Origin of the sequence: Streptomyces sp. NRRL F-5126 (assembly GCF_000721265.1) — a bacterium.
GTDB lineage: Bacteria > Actinomycetota > Actinomycetes > Streptomycetales > Streptomycetaceae > Streptomyces.
This window is the reverse complement of sequence record NZ_JOFZ01000001.1, coordinates 97243-115683: the sequence shown is the minus strand read 5'-3', so window position 1 is coordinate 115683 and position 18441 is coordinate 97243. Positions and strand designations below refer to the sequence as shown.

At 72.9% G+C, this 18441-nt stretch carries 11 protein-coding genes, 1 tRNA gene, 1 pseudogene and 1 riboswitch; of the genes and pseudogenes, 10 read left to right on the top strand and 3 right to left on the bottom strand.

Annotated elements, in window-relative coordinates; all coding sequences use genetic code 11:
- Positions 1 to 87 precede the first annotated feature (87 nt).
- The 8 genes from IH48_RS37430 to IH48_RS0100500 all read left to right on the top strand — a co-directional run bounded on the left by IH48_RS37430 (position 88) and on the right by IH48_RS0100500 (position 10242).
- Positions 88 to 1515 carry a transglycosylase family protein gene (locus tag IH48_RS37430; RefSeq protein WP_051838897.1) on the top strand — a complete coding sequence of 476 codons (1428 nt, stop codon included), beginning with the start codon at positions 88 to 90 and terminating at the stop codon, positions 1513 to 1515.
- A 321-nt stretch (positions 1516 to 1836) separates the two neighbouring features.
- Positions 1837 to 2064: riboswitch (cyclic di-AMP (ydaO/yuaA leader) on the top strand.
- 6 nt (positions 2065 to 2070) lie between these two features.
- Entirely contained in the window at positions 2071 to 2763 is a 693-nt protein-coding gene (locus IH48_RS0100530; protein ID WP_030897526.1) for a transglycosylase family protein, read from the top strand.
- Positions 2764 to 3231: 468 nt separating this feature from the next.
- Positions 3232 to 4527 carry a phosphopyruvate hydratase gene (gene eno / locus IH48_RS0100525; protein ID WP_030897524.1) on the top strand — a complete coding sequence of 432 codons (1296 nt, stop codon included), beginning with the start codon at positions 3232 to 3234 and terminating at the stop codon, positions 4525 to 4527.
- A 140-nt stretch (positions 4528 to 4667) separates the two neighbouring features.
- Positions 4668 to 5171: an FtsB family cell division protein gene (locus tag IH48_RS0100520; protein WP_030897520.1), complete on the top strand. Its 504-nt coding sequence runs from the start codon at positions 4668 to 4670 to the stop codon at positions 5169 to 5171.
- 67 nt (positions 5172 to 5238) lie between these two features.
- A complete protein-coding gene (locus IH48_RS0100515; RefSeq protein WP_030897518.1) occupies positions 5239 to 5799 on the top strand; it encodes a DUF501 domain-containing protein in 561 nt (186 codons plus the stop codon).
- Positions 5796 to 6728 carry a Ppx/GppA phosphatase family protein gene (locus IH48_RS0100510; RefSeq protein ID WP_030897516.1) on the top strand — a complete coding sequence of 311 codons (933 nt, stop codon included), beginning with the start codon at positions 5796 to 5798 and terminating at the stop codon, positions 6726 to 6728. The genes IH48_RS0100515 and IH48_RS0100510 overlap by 4 nt, the downstream gene beginning before the upstream one ends.
- A gap of 397 nt (positions 6729 to 7125) precedes the next feature.
- On the top strand, positions 7126 to 8517 hold the full coding sequence (locus IH48_RS0100505) for an NAD(P)/FAD-dependent oxidoreductase (protein ID WP_030897513.1): 1392 nt from the start codon (positions 7126 to 7128) through the stop codon (positions 8515 to 8517).
- Between the two features lie 426 nt (positions 8518 to 8943).
- Positions 8944 to 10242 carry an SAM-dependent methyltransferase gene (locus tag IH48_RS0100500; RefSeq protein WP_051838896.1) on the top strand — a complete coding sequence of 433 codons (1299 nt, stop codon included), beginning with the start codon at positions 8944 to 8946 and terminating at the stop codon, positions 10240 to 10242.
- Between the two features lie 222 nt (positions 10243 to 10464).
- Here the strand turns inward: IH48_RS0100500 and IH48_RS0100495 are convergent, their stop codons facing one another.
- Together IH48_RS0100495 and IH48_RS0100485 are read right to left on the bottom strand one after the other, a co-directional pair.
- Positions 10465 to 12984, bottom strand: coding sequence for an ABC transporter permease (locus IH48_RS0100495; protein WP_030897506.1), 2520 nt, complete (start codon positions 12982 to 12984; stop codon positions 10465 to 10467).
- A gap of 649 nt (positions 12985 to 13633) precedes the next feature.
- A pseudogene (locus IH48_RS0100485) lies at positions 13634 to 14062 on the bottom strand (ABC transporter ATP-binding protein); the annotation flags it as partial.
- A 270-nt stretch (positions 14063 to 14332) separates the two neighbouring features.
- On the opposite strand from IH48_RS0100485, the gene IH48_RS0100480 reads away from it, so the two are divergent.
- The gene (locus IH48_RS0100480; protein WP_030897501.1) at positions 14333 to 16840 is read left to right on the top strand and encodes a glycoside hydrolase family 2 protein; all 2508 of its coding nucleotides are present in this window, start codon (positions 14333 to 14335) and stop codon (positions 16838 to 16840) included.
- A gap of 231 nt (positions 16841 to 17071) precedes the next feature.
- A tRNA-Leu gene (locus IH48_RS0100475) sits at positions 17072 to 17158 on the top strand.
- A 36-nt stretch (positions 17159 to 17194) separates the two neighbouring features.
- Here the strand turns inward: IH48_RS0100475 and IH48_RS0100470 are convergent.
- Positions 17195 to 18415, bottom strand: coding sequence for a 3-deoxy-7-phosphoheptulonate synthase (locus tag IH48_RS0100470; protein WP_051838894.1), 1221 nt, complete (start codon positions 18413 to 18415; stop codon positions 17195 to 17197).
- Between the last annotated feature and the right edge of the window lie 26 nt (positions 18416 to 18441).

The following is an 18441-nucleotide window of genomic DNA, read 5'->3' as shown; positions in this document are numbered from 1 at the left end:
ACCACGTAAACGGAAGGTAATCGCATGTCCGGGAACGGCCGACACCGTCGCCCCCGTCAGGCCCCCGCCATCGTGGTGGCCGCAGGGGTGACCGGATCCGCCATAGCCATCCCGCTGCTCGCCGCCGCGAGCGCGAGCGCGGCGGACACCTCCACCTGGGACAAGGTGGCCGCGTGCGAGAGCGGCGGGGTCTGGAACGCAAACCTCGGCAACAGCTACTTCGGCGGCCTCCAGCTCAGCCAGAACACCTGGGACGAGTTCGGCGGCAGCCAGTACGCGTCCCGCCCCGACCTCGCGACCAAGGCGCAGCAGATCGCCGTCGCCGAGAAGATCCTCGCGAGCCAGGGCTCAGGGACCTGGGCGAGCTGCGCCGAGAGCTCGGGGCTGCCCGCCTCCACCCCGTCGCCGGACGCCTCGACCGGCTCGGACGGCGGCCTGCTCGGCGGCGCCCTCGGCGGTCTGCTGGGCGGCTCCGGCGACTCCAGCGGCTCCGACGGCAGCGCGACGTCGAGCACGCCGGACGACACGGCGACCACGAGCCCGTCGGACACCGCGTCCGGCAGCGCGAGTTCGAACCCGGCGGGCGACGCCGCGTCCTCCGGCGCCTCGGGCCTCGCCGGCGTCCTGGGCACCCCGTCCCCCGGCGCGACGGCCGGCCCCGGCGGCGACGGGACGACCGGCGGCGCCCACGCCTCGCAGAGCACGGGCAAGCACCGCGCGGCGTCGTCCGCGCCGTCCGGTGACTCGTCCGCCACGGACGACGACGGCTTCCCGCTCGGCGTCAGCCGGGACAACGGCGGCGGCATCACCCCCAGCACGGCGACCGGCGGCGCGGGCTCCATCGGCAACGCCGACCAGCCCGGCGTCGTGCGGGACGCGGGCGGGTCGCAGACGCCCACCATCCGCATCCCGTTCGCCCCGCATTACGGGCAGGGCGGCTCAGGACACGCGCGGAGCGGGTCCTTGTTCGCCACGGGCCACTTCGGGCCGTCCTCCGTGTGGGCCGATCCGAACGCCGTGCGGCACTCCGCGCCGGGTGCGGGCGCGGCCGCCTCGGGGCACGCGACGGCCTCGTCCGCCCCGTCCGCCTCTCCGACGGCCGCGGGCGGCCCCGGCGGCGTGGCGGGCCGCCCAGGACCCTCGGGCTCCGCCACGGCCGGCGGCAAGCACCGCGGGGGCTCGGCGCCCGAGGCGACGGCGTCCACCGCGACGGCGTCCGGGCCGTCCACCGGGGCCTCCGGGTCGTCCACGGCGTCCAAGACGGCCGAATCGGACGGAAGCGGCCAATCCGGTCGGCACGCCGGCTCCGGTGACGCGTCGTCAACCGCCTCGGGCACGTCGACCGCTCCGGACGACAGCTACACCGTCCGCGCGGGCGACAGCCTCTCGGGCATCGCGGCGAGCCGGCGGGTGGACGGCGGCTGGCGCGCGCTCTACGAGGCCAACAAGTCCGTCCTCGGGTCCGATCCCGACCACATCCTCCCTGGCCAGACACTCGACCTCGGCGTCGGCTGACGCCGTAGGCGACTTCGGGGACAGCGCGCGGGCGGCCACGAAGTGGCCCCCGTGCGCTGTCAGTTCGGCACCCTATGTCCGATTCTGTGAAAGTGAGACAAGCGTCTCTTCGGGTTGTTTGGTCGAAATGGCCCACCCAAAGGGCCTGTTTCGGCTGCCACCTGGGGATATGGACCCATGTGGGTGAACGCTTTGGGCGTTTTCGTCGAGATGTCCTTCTTTGAAGATCCGACAGTCATATGTTTACGGTCGTCACCGCTCGCACCGCGGGCCCTGACGACCGAAACGCCGAATCCTGCCGTCGGTCGCCAGGAACAGTCGTCGCGTCAAGCGCCGTAGGCAGGAGCGGGGGACCCATGGTTCCGCCGCCGGACCGGGAAGGCCGTCCCACGGGGACGGCCCAGCGGACCGGCTAGGGGTGAAGCCGCGAGCGGCACGCACGAGCAGTGCGGGCCGCACGGGCCACGAAGCACGTGGACCGATCGCGACCGGGCAACTCACTTGGCCCGAACCCGACAGCTGACCTCGCAGGCGTCGGTGAGGAGATGTTCCATGCTGCTGCGCTCCAGCAAGGCCCACAAGCACCGCCGCCCGTCGAAGGCCGTCCGCTACGCCACGCTCGCCGGTGTCACCGGCGCGGCCGTGGCCGTCCCGCTGCTGGCCGCGACGTCGGCCTCAGCCGCCTCCGTCTCCGAGTGGGACCAGGTCGCTCAGTGCGAGTCCGGCGGCAACTGGTCGATCAACACCGGCAACGGCTTCTACGGCGGCCTGCAGTTCACGAACTCCACCTGGGCCGCGTACGGCGGCACCGCCTACGCGCCGCAGGCCAACCAGGCCACCAAGTCGCAGCAGATCGCCGTCGGCGAGAAGGTGCTCGCCGGGCAGGGCAAGGGCGCCTGGCCCACCTGCGGCGTGAACCTCTCAGGCCCCGGCGGCTCAGGCGCCGCGCAGGGCAGCGGCACGTCGTCGCAGTCCGCCCCGTCGCACCAGTCGCAGTCGAGCACCTCGCACCAGTCCTCCGCCCAGTCCGCCCACACCGGCTCCGAGCACGCCGGCCGCGGCAGCGCGCGCCCGACGAAGATCAAGAAGGGTGACGGGGAGTACAAGGTCAAGTCCGGCGACACCCTGTCGAAGATCGCCAAGGCGCACCACGTCAAGGGCGGCTGGCACAAGCTGTTCGACCTGAACAAGGACATCGTCAAGGACGCCAACGTGATCTACCCCGGCCAGCAGCTGCACCTGCACTGATCCGGCGAAGGCGGCCGCGCCCACAGCGCGGCCGCCCCGCGGTGATCCCGCAGCTCGTCGTCGTGTCCGCGTCGCGGCCAACCCGGCCGGCACCCCGCAGGGCGGGGACCGGCCGCCTCCCACCGGCCCGCGGCGCGACACGCGGACACGGGCGCAGGCCCGCCCCACGGGACGTGCCGCCTGTCGGGATCGCACAGCGGACGGGCCGACGCGACCCAGCCGGCCCGGCACCGCACGGCCGCTCACCCGGGACCGCCCCGGTCCTTCGCACTCCCCCCGGTGCGACGGGCCGGGGCTCCGTGCTGAACGGGCCCGCGGCCCCCGCACGCCCCCGTCCGGGCGTCAGCGGCCCGGACTCGTGGCACGGCGACTGCCCGGGGGCCCATCCCGGCGCCCGCGCCGGATAGGCTCTTGCCGCAAGGACCACAGGCGCAGCGCCGCGCTCCACGTGTCACATACGAGAAGGAGATGCTCGTGCCGTCGATCGACGTCGTCGTAGCCCGGGAAATCCTCGATTCACGAGGCAACCCCACCGTCGAGGTCGAGGTGGGCCTCGACGACGGCAGCACAGGCCGTGCCGCCGTCCCCTCCGGCGCCTCCACCGGCGCCTTCGAGGCGCTCGAGCTGCGGGACGGTGACCAGAACCGCTATCAGGGCAAGGGCGTGGAGAAGGCCGTTCTCGCGGTGATCGAGCAGATCGGCCCCGAGCTCGTCGGCTACGACGCGACCGAGCAGCGCCTGATCGACCAGGCGATGTTCGACCTGGACGCCACCCCCGACAAGTCCTCGCTCGGCGCGAACGCCATCCTCGGCGTGTCCCTCGCCGTGGCGCACGCCGCGTCCGAGGCGTCCGACCTGCCGCTTTTCCGCTACCTCGGCGGCCCGAACGCGCACCTGCTGCCGGTGCCGATGATGAACATCCTGAACGGCGGCGCCCACGCCGACTCGAACGTCGACATCCAGGAGTTCATGATCGCGCCGATCGGCGCCGAGTCCTTCTCCGAGGCGCTGCGCTGGGGCGCCGAGGTGTACCACACGCTGAAGAAGGTCCTCCAGAAGAAGGGCCTGTCGACGGGCCTCGGCGACGAGGGCGGCTTCGCGCCGAACCTGGAGTCCAACCGTGCCGCGCTCGACCTGATCCTGGAGGCCGTGAACGAGGCCGGCTACGTGCCGGGCCGCGACATCGCGCTCGCCCTGGACGTCGCCGCCTCCGAGTTCTACAAGGACGGCACTTACGAGTTCGAGGGCAAGACGCGCTCCGCCGAGGAGATGACGGCGTACTACGCGGAACTCGTCGACGCCTACCCGCTGGTCTCCGTCGAGGACCCGCTGCACGAGGAGGACTGGGCGGGCTGGAAGACCATCACCGACCAGCTCGGCGCCAAGGTGCAGATCGTCGGCGACGACCTGTTCGTCACCAACCCCGAGCGGCTCTCGCGCGGCATCGACGAGGGCGCGGCCAACGCGCTGCTGGTGAAGGTCAACCAGATCGGCTCGCTGACGGAGACGCTCGACGCGGTCGAGCTGGCCCAGCGCAACGGCTTCAAGTGCATGATGTCCCACCGCTCGGGCGAGACCGAGGACGTCACCATCGCCGACCTGGCCGTCGCGGTGAACTGCGGCCAGATCAAGACCGGTGCCCCGGCCCGCTCGGACCGCGTCGCCAAGTACAACCAGCTGCTGCGCATCGAGGAGATCCTCGACGACGCGGCGGTGTACGCGGGCCGCAGCGCGTTCCCGCGTTTCCGCGGCACGGAGGGCTGAGAGGCTGTTGTCTTACCCGATGTGGGATCAGTAAGACAACAGCCTCTGACCCCGGTCCGTGTCACGCCGTCCCCGGCCGCGGTCCCGTACCGTGTCCGGGGACGCGCACGTACGTACGCAGGTGACAGGGGAGTGTGGCGATGGCACGGACCGGGAACCGGGACGACCGCTTCTCCACGGCGACACGGCTGCGCGTGCTCGGCGAGCAGACGGCCGCCCGCGTCTACCGCTCGCAAAGCCGCAGGCAGGCGCACCGCTCTCGGATGACGGGACGGGCGGCGTTCCTCGCGCTCGTGGTGTGCACGCTGGTCGTCGCGCTCGCCTACCCGATGCGCCAGTACGTCTCGCAGCGCGGCGACATCGCCGATCAGCGCAGGACGGCGCATGACGCCGAGAAGCAGGTCGAGAAGTTGCGCGACGAGAAGGCCAGGCTGCAGACGGACGCGTACATCGAGCGGCTCGCGCGCGAGCGCCTGCACTACGTCATGCCGGGGGAGAAGGGGTTCACGATGAACGCCCCGACGGCCGTCCAGCACGAGCAGCAGGCGGTCGGTCTCGCGAACAGGCCCTGGTACGCGAACATGTGGGACGACGTGGACCACGCGGACGCGGCCGCCGCGCGCGCCGGGACGGCGAAGCACTGACCGGCGGCGACGGCCGCCGCCCCTACGACGAACAGCTACGAGCAGCAAGGCAGCACACCAGGCAGTCATGGACACCCCTCCTCCGCAGACAGAACGCACCGAGCCGCCGACGGCGGAAGACACCGCGGCCTTCGCCGCCCAACTCGGCCGGCCGGCGCGCGGCCTGCGCGCCATCGCGCACCGCTGCCCCTGCGGCCTGCCGGATGTGGTCGAGACCGCGCCGCGCCTGCCCGACGGCACGCCGTTCCCCACCACGTACTACCTGACCTGCCCGCGCGCGGCCTCGGCGATCGGCACGCTGGAGGCGAACGGCGTGATGAGGGAGATGACCGAGCGCCTCGCGACCGACCCCGAACTCGCCGCCGCCTACCGGGCCGCCCACGAGGACTACCTGGCGCGGCGCGACGCGATCGAGGTCCTCGCCGGGTTCCCGAGCGCCGGCGGCATGCCGGACCGGGTGAAGTGCCTGCACGTGCTGGTCGCTCATTCGCTGGCGGCAGGCCCTGGCGTCAACCCGCTGGGGGACGAGGCGATCGCGATGCTGCCGCAGTGGTGGCTCAAGGGCCCGTGCGTGCGGGTGGCGGAACAGGGCACGGACAAGACGACGGGAACGGGGGCGGGCGCATGACCAGGGTGGCGGCGATCGACTGCGGCACCAACTCGATCAGGCTGCTGGTGGCGGACGTCGACACGGCGACAGGCACGCTGCGCGACCTGGACCGCCGGATGAGGATCGTCCGGCTCGGCCAGGGCGTGGACCGCACGGGCCGGCTCGCCCCCGAGGCGCTGGAGCGCACGTTCGAGGCGTGCCGCGAGTACGCGGAGGTGATCGCCCGTCACGACGTGGCGGCGACGCGGTTCGTGGCCACCTCGGCCTCGCGCGACGCCTCCAACCGCGACGACTTCGTGCGCGGGGTCGTGGACATCCTCGGGGTGCGCCCCGAGGTGATCACCGGCGACGAGGAGGCGGCGCTCTCCTTCACCGGCGCGACGCGGGAGCTCGCGACGCACGAGACGGCCCTGGTGGTCGACATCGGCGGCGGCTCCACCGAGTTCGTGCTCGGCGACGAGCGGGTGAAGGCGGCGCGGTCCGTGGACATCGGCTGCGTCCGCCTGACGGAGCGCCACCTGCTGCACGACGGCGAGTTGACCGATCCGCCGACGCGGGCTCAGATCGCCGCCGTGCGACGGGACATCGAGCGGGCTCTCGACGAGGCGGAGCAGACGGTACCGCTGCGGCGGACGTCGGCACTCGTCGGCCTCGCGGGCTCTGTGACGACGGTGGGCGCGATCGCGCTCGGCCTCGCGGAGTACGACTCGGCGGCGGTCCACCGCTCGCGGGTGGCGTTCGAGCGCGTCAAGGAGATCACGTCCATGCTCCTGACCTCGACCCACGAGGAGCGGGCGGCCCACGCGGTCATCCACCCGGGGCGGGTGGACGTGATCGGCGTGGGGGCGCTGATCCTCCAGACGATCATGGAGCGGACGGAGGCGGCGGAGGTCGTGGTCAGCGAGCACGACATCCTGGACGGCATCGCGCACAGCGCGGCCCGCTGACAGCCGAAAAGGGCCCACCGTGCGGCCCGTGCCCTGTGCCGGGAACGTCCGGGTGCGGCCCGGTCCGGAAAGTTCGTGAAGTTCTTCACAAGGAAATCCGGGCCGACGCGCCCGGCAGGTGGGCCGACGGGGTGGAAAGGATCTCCCCCGAGCGATGCCTTGCGCGAACGAGCGGTTATTGTACGGGGAGGCGTAGAGCCGCGGCGTGCCGCCGCCCGCCGTCCGCGAGCGCGGACCGGCAGCTCAGCGCCGGTGGAACCGCCCCGCGTACCGTCCGGTACGCATGCCGGGCCCCACCCGTCTCAGGTGAGGTGCCGCGCAGAGTAACACATAGTGGGTAAGTTCTTGTGAAGGGGCTCACGAGTACCCCCCTCGGGGCGGGTGGATACTCGATGCCATGAGCACCACGGAGCGTCCCAGGATCCTCGTTGTAGGCGGTGGGTACGTTGGCTTGTACGCAGCTCGTCGCATTCTCAAGAAGATGCGCTACGGGGAGGCGACCGTCACGGTCGTGGACCCGCGCTCGTACATGACGTACCAGCCCTTCCTTCCCGAAGCCGCGGCCGGGAACATCTCGCCTCGGCACGTCGTCGTCCCGCTGCGGCGCGTGCTGCCCAAGGCTGAGGTACTCACAGGCCGCGTCACGACCATCGACCAGGACCGCAAGGTCGCCACCGTCGCGCCGCTCGTCGGCGAGGCGTACGAGCTGCCCTTCGACTACCTGGTGATCGCGCTCGGCGCCGTGTCGCGCACCTTCCCGATCCCCGGCCTCGCCGAGCAGGGCATCGGCATGAAGGGCGTCGAAGAGGCCATCGGCCTGCGCAACCACGTGCTTGAGCAGCTCGACAAGGCCGACTCCACGAACGACGAGGAGATCCGCCGCAAGGCGCTCACCTTCGTCTTCGTCGGCGGCGGCTTCGCCGGCGCCGAGACCGTCGGCGAGGTGGAGGACATGGCGCGCGACGCGGCCAAGTACTACACCAACGTCAAGCGCGAGGACATGCGTTTCGTCCTCGTCGACGTCGCCGACAAGATCCTCCCCGAGGTCGGCCCGAAGCTGGGCACCTGGGGCAAGGAGCACCTCGAGTCGCGCGGTGTCGAGGTCTACCTCAAGACCGGCATGGACTCCTGCGTCGACGGGCACGTCGTACTCAACAACGGCCTCGAGGTCGACGCCAGCACCATCGTGTGGACCGCGGGCGTCAAGCCCAACCCGGTGCTCTCCCGCTACGGCCTCCCGCTCGGCCCCCGCGGCCACGTGGACTCCTCCGCGACGCTCCAGGTGCAGGGCACCGACTACATCTGGGCCGCGGGCGACAACGCCCAGGTGCCGGACATGGTCGGCCGCCGCGCCGGCAACGAGAACGCCTGGTGCCCGCCGAACGCCCAGCACGCGCTGCGCCAGGCCAAGGTCCTCGGCGACAACGTGATCTCCGGCATGCGGGGCTTCCCGCAGAAGGAGTACAGCCACGCCAACAAGGGCGCGGTGGCCGGCCTCGGCCTGCACAAGGGCGTCGCGATGATCGTCTTCGGCAAGACGAAGATCAAGCTGCGCGGCCGCCTCGCCTGGTACATGCACCGTGGCTACCACGGCATGGCCATGCCGACGTTCAACCGCAAGATCCGGGTCATCGCCGACTGGACCCTTGGCATGTTCCTCAAGCGCGAGGTCGTGTCCCTGGGTGCCATGGAGACGCCGCGCGAGGAGTTCTACGAGGCCGCCAAGCCGGCCCCGAAGCCCGCCGCCGTGGCCGCCCCCGCGGAGCCGGAGAAGGCCAAGGCCAGCTGACCCCGTCCGGGCGTAACGAAGGCCCGGGGCGCGAGGTCGCCACAGCCCAGCTCAAGGACGCGCTGGAACAACCCCAAGACCGAGAAGGCCGCCCGCCATCCGTGGTGCGGGCGGCCTTCTCCATGTCCGCGTGCCGGGCGCCCGGGCAGGTCGAGCAGGGGCGCGCGCCGCGTACGCCCCGGCGCCCGCGCCGCGCGCGTCGCCCTGACGGGCCAACAGGGCGCCGCGCGTGCGGCCGACATGGAGCGGGGCGCCCCGCCCGGCCCGCGCACCCCCGCCGCAGGTGGGACGGACCCCGCACGGCAAGGTACGTGGTGGTGCCAGGTATTTTGCCGTCCCATTGCGTTCCGCTGGTATCGCAGTGGCACGTCGACGGTGTTTACGTGGTGTGGGAAAGACTGGGATACGAACACGGAGGTGTGCGCCATGGCCGACGCCGCGTCGCGGCTGTCCGCTCTGACAGAGGAGCTGATCGGGGCGCCGCCCCCGGTGCGCATCCGTGCCTGGGACGGCAGCACGTCAGGACCCGCTGACGGCCCGACCCTGGTGATCCGCCACCGGCGGGCCCTGCGCCGCTTCCTGTGGAAGCCGGGCGAGCTGGGACTCGTACGGGCGTGGGTCGCCGGCGAGATCGACGTCGAGGGCGACCTCTACACGGTGCTCGACCGGCTCGCGCGGTTCATCTGGGACCGCGGCGAGGAGGCCGAGGCCGCCGCGAAGCACCCGGCGCTCGACCCGAGGCTGCGCTCGGCGGCGAAGTCGCTCGTTCGGCTCGCCGGCGCGTGGCCGCCGCCCCCGCCGCCCGCCGAGGAGATCCGCGGCCGGCAGGGCAGCCGCCACACCAAGCGCCGCGACAAGCAGGCCATCAGCCACCACTACGACGTCGGCAACGACTTCTACGAGATGGTGCTCGGCCCCTCGATGGTCTACTCGTGCGCCTACTGGGACGACGCCCCCGACTTCACCCTGGAGGACGCCCAGCGCGCCAAGCTCGACCTCGTCTGCCGCAAGCTCGAACTGAAGGAGGGCGAGCGGCTCCTCGACGTCGGCTGCGGCTGGGGCAGCATGGCGCTGCACGCGGCGCGCGAGTACGGCGCACGCGTCACCGGGGTCACGCTCTCGCGCGAGCAGGCGGTGTACGCGCGCAAGCGCATCGCGGAGGAGGGGCTCACCGACCGGATCGACATCCGCGTCCAGGACTACCGGGACGTCAAGGACGGCCCGTACGACGCGATCTCGTCCATCGGCATGGCGGAGCACGTCGGCATGGTGCGCTACCGCGAGTACGCGGACGACCTCTACGCCCTGCTCAAGCCCGGCGGGCGGCTGCTCAACCACCAGATCGGGCGGCGCCCGCTGGTCAACGACGAGGCGTACGAGATCGACGCCTTCATCGACTCCTACGTCTTCCCCGACGGGGAGCTCGCCCCGGTCGGCAAGACGCTCGCCACGCTGGAGGAGGCGGGTTTCGAGGCGCGTGACGTGCAGGCGCTGCGCGAGCACTACGCGCTGACGCTGCGGCGCTGGGTGGCGAACCTCGAAGCGCACTGGCGTGACGCGGTGCGCGCCACCTCGCCGGGCCGCGCACGGGTGTGGCGGCTCTACATGGCCGCGTCAGCGCTCTCCTTCGAGCACAACAAGATCGGCGTGAACCAGATCCTCGCGGTCAAGCCCCCCGAGGGCGGCCGGCCGGTGACGGCGCTGCGCGAGCTCGACTGGCGCTGACGCGCGCGGCGGGCGATGCGCCCGTCCGCGCGCCGTCCGCCGGCCTCGTGGGCCGTATGAGCGTGGCCACTGGCCACTTGCGGCCTGGCCCCGCCGCCGTGTACGGCGGCGGGGCCGGAGACTACGGTCTCCGGCCCCGCTTCCGTCACCGTGGGCGGGGCCTTCGCCGGGTCGGCGCGTCGCACGCGGCCTCGGCGGAGTAGCCCCGGCCTCCCGCCGGGGCTACTCCGTCTTCACCGCGCCGAGCACGTCGAGCCTGGCCGCGCTGCGCGCCGGCCACAGCGACGCCAGCACTCCGACGAGCGCCGAGAGCACCAGGAACAGCGCGATCCGCCCCCACGGCAGTACCAGCTCGTACCCCGGCAGCTCGCCCCTGATGGTCCGGCCGATCGCCCAGGCGAGGAACGTGCCGAGCACGACGCCGAGCACCGCGCCGAACATCGAGATCACGACGGCCTCGACGCGGATCATCCGCTTGACCCTGGCGCGGTCGAGGCCGATCGCCCGCAGCATGCCGATCTCACGCCGCCGTTCGAATACGGACATCGCGAGGGTGTTGACGACCCCGAGCACCGCGATGATCAGGGCCATCGCGAGCAGCGCGTACAGCAGGGCGAGCGCGGTGTTCACGAAGCCGCCGTAGCTCTGCCTGATGTCCTGCCGGTCCTGGAACGTGAACGCGGGGCTGTCGCCGAGCGCGTGCACCAGCGCCTTCTCGTGCGCCGCGCTCGCGCCGCCCGCCGTCTTGACCCACACCTGCGGGATGTACGGCTCCTTCTCGTGCGGGGCGACGACCGCGGTGGACACGACGAGCGGCGAGAGGAACTGGTTGTCCTCGTACGTGGCGCCGATCGTGAGCGTCCCCTTGCGGTCGTCGTCGTAGGTGACCCGCAGCCGGTCGCCGACGTGCCAGCCGTTGGACGCGGCGGTCTTCCGCGCGACCGCGACCTCCCCCTTGGCGAGGGTGCGCAGCGAGCCGTCGACGGTGTCCATCGTGAGGACGCGCTCGACGGCGCCGGGCGTGACGGCGGACGCCGAGTGGTAGTGGCCGCCGACCCGCAGATCGACCGCCTGCTGCGGGGAGACGGCGGTGACGCCGGGCACCTTGGCGAGTTCGGACGCGACGGACGGGGCGAGCGTGGAGCCCGAGGCCATGGAGACCATGTAGTCGCCGCGCACGCTGTCCGTCGTCATCCGGTCGACGGCGCTGCCGAGCGTCACGCCGAGCACGGTGAGGCCCGTGACGAGGGTGAGTCCGATGGCGAGCGCGGAGGCCGTGGCGCCGGTCCTGCGGGGGTTGCGCACGGCGTTGCGGCTCGCCAGGTTGCCCGGCGTGCCGAACACCGCGCGCAGCAGCGGCCGCACCAGGGCCACGGCGGGCCGCGACAGCAGCGGGATCAGCACGATGACGCCGATGAGCAGCAGGAAGGCGCCGCCCGCGATCAGCATGCGGCCGCTGTCCCCGCCGACGGACGCGCCGCCCGCGATGCCCGCGGCGCCGACGGCGGCCAGCGCCGCGCCGATGCAGTTGCGCACGACCAGGGAGCGCGTACCGGCGGGCGCGTGCGCGCTGCTCATGGCCGCGACCGGCGGGATCTTCGCGGCCCGGCGCGACGGCAGCCAGGCGGCGAGGAGCGTCACGAGGACGCCCACGCCGAGCGCGGCGGCCACCGCGTCACCCCCGACGACGAGGGGGCCGGCGGGCACCCGCGCACCGAACGAGCCCATCACGGAGCGCAGCCCGACGGCCAGCCCGAGGCCCAGCACGAAACCGGCGACGGAGGCGGCGAGCCCGACGAGCGCCGCCTCGACGATGACGGACCTGCGCACCTGCCGCCGCGACGCGCCGATGGCGCGCAGCAGCGCCAGCTCCCTGGAGCGCTGGGCGACCAGCATCGTGAACGTGTTCGAGATCAGGAAGACGCCGACGAACAGGGCGATGCCGGCGAACGCGAGCAGGATCTTGTTCAGGCTGGACAGGCTCTGGGCCGCCGTCCTCGCGTCCTGGCCGGCGAGCGCGGAGCCGGTGTCGGCGGTGGCGCCGTGCGGCAGGAGCCGCTTGACGGCGGCGAGCACGGCGGTGTCGGACGCGCCGGGCGACGCGGTGACGGTGGCGTCCATGAACCGGCCCGCGCGACCGCCGGGCAGGTAGAGGTGCTGCGCCTGGGCCGTGTCGAACAGGACGAGGCTGCCGCCCGCCTGGACGGCGCCGTCGTGCGTGGTGAAGACGCCGGAGAGCGTGTATGTGCGCACGGGCCCGTCGGTCGCGACGCGGACGCGGTCGCCCACGTGGTACCCGCCCGCGGCGGCGGAGCGCGCGTCGAGCGCGATGTGCCGGGCGTCGCGGGGGCCGTTGCCGTGGCGGAAGGCGTAGGAGGGGTCGCGCCCGTGGGAATCGGGCGCGAAGTTGGCGCCCTTGTTGGACCATCCCGTCCCGATGAGCTTGCCGTCGGGTCCCGCGACCCCGGCGAAGCCGCTCACCCGGCCGGTGACGGTGGCGACACCGGGGGCGTCCCGGATCGTGTCGAGGTCGTGCGCGGTGAGCCGGTGCTGGTCCTCGGTGGACACGGCGACGGCCACGCCCTTGTAGTCCTTGGCCGACTGGTCGGCGTAGGCCTTGCCGAGCGTGTCGGTGAAGACGAGCGTGCCGGACACGAACGCGACGCCGAGCAGGACGGCGAGGACGGTCATGAGGAGGCGGGCTTTATGGGCGAGAACGTTGCGGAGCGACGTACGGAACATGAGGGGTCCAGGTAGGGGTCGAAGGATGTAGTGGGGCCCTGCGGGTGGGCTGCGGCGGGGCGTGGCCGGGCGTGAACCCGTGACCCCGGCGGTGGTCGCACCCGCCCGGTGCGGCGGAAGCGGCGCTCCGGTCACGGGCCGGGTGCCGGCCCTGTGCCGTCGGCGGGCGCGTGCCGCGTGCTGCGTGCAGCGTGTGGGCTTACGCCTCCGTGGCGTGGGTGGGGCTGGGGCGCCGTTCGGTTGGGGTGTGAGCTCGTGCCTTCGGCGGGGCCGTGCCCGCCTGGTTCGGCGGGGGTGGTGGTCCTGTAATGGTCGGGGTGCGGGCCGTGCGCGGTCGGCTGCCGCGTGCCCCGTGGCGTGGGTGGGGCCGGGGCGCCGTTCGGTTGGGGTGTGAGCTTGTGTCTTCGGCGGGGCCGCGCCTGCCCGGTTCGGCGGGGGTGGCGGTCCCGTCACGGACGGGGTGCGGGCGGCGTCCCGCGCCTCGTGGACGCGTCCACGCGCCGGCGGGCGGCGCGGTCACGGCCGGCGTCCCCCGACCGCGGGGCCCGCGGTCGGGGGACGTCACAACGTGCGGCCCCGGCCGTCGAACGCCTTCATGCGGTCCAGCACGCCGTCCGCCGTCGGCTCGTACATCTCATCCACGACCCTCCGCGAGACCCACCGTCTCCACGACCCGCCGCAGCCACGCCTCGTCGGGCTTGCGGCCCGCGATGTCCATCGGCAGTGTGATGTTCTCGATCGCGTTCAGCGTCGGCAGCAGGTTGAACGCCTGGAAGATGAAGCCGATACGGTCCCTGCGCAACTGCGTCAGCTGCTTGTCCTTCAGCGTGCCGAGCTCGACGTCGCCGATCCGCACCGATCCCTCGCTGAACGAGTCGAGCCCCGCCACGCAGTGCATGAGCGTCGACTTGCCCGACCCGGAGGGGCCCATGATCGCCGTGAACTCGCCCTGCCGGAAGTCGACGCTGACCCGGTCGAGTGCCACGACGCGTGTCTCGCCCTCGCCGTAGACCTTCGACACACCGGCGGCGCGCGCCGCGGTGATGTCCTTGAGTCCGAGGGACGGGGAGATGGTCATGGCGAGACTCCTGGGTCGGTGCGACGGGGACAGGCACCATCCTGGGTGCGGCGAGCGCACGGATCGTCAGTCCCCGTGCTCGTTCCCGTGGCCCTCTCGGGGCGGACACCCGGCCCCCGCGTACGTCTCTGGTATGACGCCGGCCCCGGACGGGTACCACGAGGCGATCTTCCGCGGGCGCCGATGCCTCCATAGCCTGGGTGCGGCGTCTGCACCGTTCCGACACAGCGTCCGAGCGAACAGCGTCCGAGCCCCCCGGAAGGACCCCTGGTGCCCCTCACGACCACACCCCTGGTGACCGGCTGGACCCTCGCCCTGCCCAGGGACGGAGTCCCGGCACGTGACACCGTCCCGGACAGCGTGGACGCCACCGTCCCCGGCTGCGTCCACACCAACCTGCTCGCCGCCGGGATCATCCCCGACCCGTACGAGGGCGGCAACGAGGCCAGGCTCGACTGGATCGGCCGCGCGGACTGGACGTACACGACCACCTTCGCAGCCCCGCCGGCGGCCCGGAGCGCGGGACACCGCACCGACCTCGTGTTCCAGGGCCTCGACACCGTCGCCACCGTCACCCTCAACGGCGCAGAGCTCGGCCGCACCGCCAACCAGCACCGCTCCTACCGCTTCCCGGTCGACGGCCACCTGCGCCCCGGCGCCAACACCCTCACCGTCCGCTTCACCTCGCCCTACACCTACGCGGAGGAACTGCGCGAACGGCTCGGCCCGCTGCCCGGCGCCTACGACGAGCCGTACCCCTTCATCCGCAAGATGGCCTGCAACTTCGGCTGGGACTGGGGGCCCACGCTGGTGACCTGCGGCATCTGGCGCCCCGTCGCGCTGGAGACCTGGAGCGGCGCGCGGATCGCCTCCGCGTCGCTCGCGCCCGACGTCGCGGACGACGGGGTGCCGCTGCTGCGCACCGCCGTCCGGCTGGAGCGCGCGCCCGGCTGCGCGGGGCCGCTTGAGGTGGGCGTCGAGGTCGCCGGGGCGCGCGCCACGGTCCTCGTGCCGCGCGGCCGCACCGAGGGGTCCATCGACCTGCCGGTGCCCGGCGCCGAGCTGTGGTGGCCGCGCGGCTACGGCGAACAGCCGCTGTACGACGTGTGCGTGACGGTGCGCTGCCCGCCGGACGGGGCAGCGGCCGGGGCAGGGGCGCGTGAGGAGGAGGACGCGGAACCCGCCCACACCTGGCGCGACCGCACCGGCTTCCGCTCCGTCACCCTCGACACCGACGCGTTCCGCATCTCCGTCAACGAGGAGCCCGTCTTCGCGCGGGGCGTCAACTGGATCCCGGACGACTGCTTCCCCGCACGCCTCACCCGCGAGCGCGTGTCACACCGCCTCGACCAGGCCGTCGCCGCCGGGGTGAACCTCGTACGGGTGTGGGGCGGCGGCCTCTACGAGAGCGACGACTTCTACGCGCTCGCCGACGAGAAGGGCCTGCTCGTGTGGCAGGACTTCCCCTTCGCGTGCGCCGCCTACCCCGAGCAGCAGCCGCTGCGCGGCGAGGTCGCGGCCGAGGCGCGGGAGAACGTCGTCCGCCTGGCGCCGCACCCGTCCCTCGTGCTGTGGTGCGGCAACAACGAGAACATCGAGGGCCACGCCGACTGGGGCTGGCGCGACGAGCTGGCGCCGGGGCGCACATGGGGCGCCGGCTACTACTACGAGCTGCTGCCCTCGATCGTCGCCGCACTCGACCCGACACGGCCGTACTGGCCCGGCACCCCGTACTCGGGCGATCCTGACGTGCCGCCGCAGGACCCGGACCACGGCACGGTGCACCTGTGGGACGTGTGGAACCGGGTGGACTACCGCGCGTACGCGGACCGCGTGCCGCGGTTCGTCGCCGAGTTCGGCTTCCAGGGCCCCGCGACGTACGCGACGCTGCGCGCGGCGCTCGGCGACGCCGGGCTGCACCAGGACTCGCCGCTGCTGGCGAGCCACCAGAAGGCGGAGGACGGCGCGGGCAAGCTACTGCGCGGCCTCGGCGACCACCTGCCCCGGCCGGCCGCCGGAGACTTCGACGCCTGGCACTGGCTGACGCAGCTCAACCAGGCGCGCGCGGTGGCCTTCGGCATCCGGCACTTCCGCTCGCACGCGCCCGCCTGCATGGGGACGATCGTCTGGCAGCTGAACGACTGCTGGCCGGTGGTGTCCTGGTCGGCCGTCGACGGCGCCGGCCGTCGCAAGCCGCTCTGGTACGCGCTGCGCGCCGCCTACGCCGACCGCGTCCTGGTCGTGCGGGACGGAGCCGTGCACGCCGTCAACGACTCTCCCGACACCTGGACGGGCACGCTGAAGCTGGCGGTCCGCTCCTTCGACGGTGCGGTTCTGGCCAAAGAAGAACACCGGGTACGGGTGGCACCGCGCTCCGTCGCACACGTCGACCTCCCGGCCGCACTCGCGGAGCCGGCCGACCGGAACAACGCGCTCCTCACGGCACGGCTCGACGCGACGCGCACGCTCCACTTCTACGCGGAGGACACCGTGGCCGCGCTGCCTCCCGCGCGGTACACGGCCGGCGTCTCGCGGACCGGACCCGGCGGCTACGAGGTGCGCGTGACCGCCGAGACCCTCGTACGGGACCTGGCCCTCTTCCCCGACCGCCTCGACGCGGCGGCTGAGGTCGACGACATGCTGGTCACTCTGCTACCGGGCGAGAGCGCCGTCTTCCACGTGACGGGGGCGGATCTCGCCGACCCGGCCGCCCTCACGACCCGCCCCGTGCTCCGCTGCGTCAACGAGGCGCCGCGCACGGCCGGCGAAAACGCGTGACGGCTGACGTCCGTCCCGCCCGCGCCACGGGGCGGCGACTTCTCGTCATTCCGGCACGCGCCCCGGCGAACGACCGGCCGCGCCGCGGGCCTCCGGCATGTGCCCATGGCCAGGACCCGGTGCTGACGGCCCCTCAGACTCCAATAAAATAAGACAAGATCGGGTTGGCGGTCCGTTGTCGAACTGCCGCATCCCGATAGGCTCGTGAGCCAACACGGAGCCGCGCGCCACGCCCGGATGGTGGAATGCAGACACGGCGAGCTTAAACCTCGCTGCCCCTCAGGGGGCGTGCCGGTTCAAGTCCGGCTCCGGGCACCACCACGCCTTCCCCGGGCGCGCACGGCGACGCCAGGGTCACTCTCCGTCGCCTTCGTCCTCGGAGCGATCCGGTGTGCTGACCGCGTACAGTTCGGCCAGCTCGAAGGCCAGGTCGAGGGCCTGCCCCCGGTTCAGGCGAGGATCGCACGCCGTGTCGTAGCGGTCGGGCACCTGCGCGGGCAGCACCTCGTAGGTGCCGCCGACGCACTCCGTGACGTGCTCGCCGGAGAGCTCCAGGTGCACGCCGCCGGGGTGCGTGCCGAGCGAGCGGTGCACCTCGAAGAAGCCCCTGATCTCGTCGACGACGTCGACCAGCCACCGCGTCTTGTGGCCGCTCGGCGCGCTCACGGTGTTCCCGTGCATCGGGTCGCACACCCACACCACCCGTGCGCCGGACGTGGTCACCTTCGCCACCAGATCGGGCAGCGCCTCGCGCACCGCGCTCGCGCCCATCCGCGTGATGAAGGTGAGCCGACCCGGCTCGCGGTCCGGGTCGAGCATGTCGACCAGCGCCAGGGCATCGTCCGGTGTGGAAGCGGGCCCCAGCTTCACCGCGACCGGGTTGCGCACGCCCGCCACGAAATTCAGGTGCGCGCCTGCGGGTTGGCGGGTGCGCTCGCCGACCCACACGAGGTGTGCCGAGAGGTCGTAGGCGCCTGACGCCGCCTCACGCGTCAGGGCGCGCTCGTACTCGAGCACCAGTGCCTCGTGAGCGGTGAAGAACTCCCCGCCGCGCTCCGCCACGAGGCCCCGCAGGACGTCCAGGGTCCCGGCGGCCCGCTCGTAGCCGCGGCGCAGCCGCCCGGCCGAGGGCGTGCGCGAACGCTCCGTGAACTCTCGGCCGTTGACGAGATCGCCGCGGTACGCGGGCAGCGTGACGCCGTCGCGCGTCTCGTCGGGCCGCGAGCGGGGCTTGGCGTACTGCCCGGCCATCCGGCCGACCTGCACGACCGGCAGCGCGGCCCCGCCGGAGACGACGGCCGCCATCTGCCGGATGGTCCGGTACGTGCTCTCGATCCGGCCGGGGGTCGTCCCGTCGAACGTCTCGGCGCAGTCCCCGCCCTGGAGCGTGACGGCCGCGCCGTGGGCCACCTCGGCGAGCCGGGCGCGCAGCAGGTCGCACTCGGCCGCCGTGACAAGGGCCGGCCGGCCCGCCAAATCGGCGGCAACGGCGTGCAGCGCCGCCGGGTCGGGCCAGTCGGGCTGCTGCGCGGCGGGGGGATCGACCGCGTGGGGCGAGGGCGCGTGAGGCGTCATGCGAGATCCGCCTTTCGGTTGCGGAG